A 251-nucleotide genomic window follows, 5' to 3' on the forward strand; every position below is an offset into this window, starting at 1 on the left:
TGGAAATTTATTGAAAGCTCTATCGAGCATTCTACTTATCTGTTCAAGATTAGGACTCATAGATAAATCATATGATATGATTTCATTTGTGTTCATATCTAAAACAGGCGATATGTAACACTTCCCCCATGAAAAATTAAACTGAGATACATCTGTTGTCCACTTTTGTAAAGGCGCAGTTGTGCTAAAGTTTCTAGCAATGATATTGTCGGCAATCTTTCCTACCTCACCCTTATAGGAATGGTATTTTT

The 251-nt window shown here is 34.3% G+C and carries 1 pseudogene; it reads right to left on the reverse strand.

The annotated features are described in order from the left end of the window. Positions 1-251: pseudogene (locus AT575_RS10710) on the reverse strand (DDE-type integrase/transposase/recombinase); the annotation flags it as partial.

This window comes from Streptococcus penaeicida (assembly GCF_002887775.1).
GTDB lineage: Bacteria > Bacillota > Bacilli > Lactobacillales > Streptococcaceae > Streptococcus > Streptococcus penaeicida.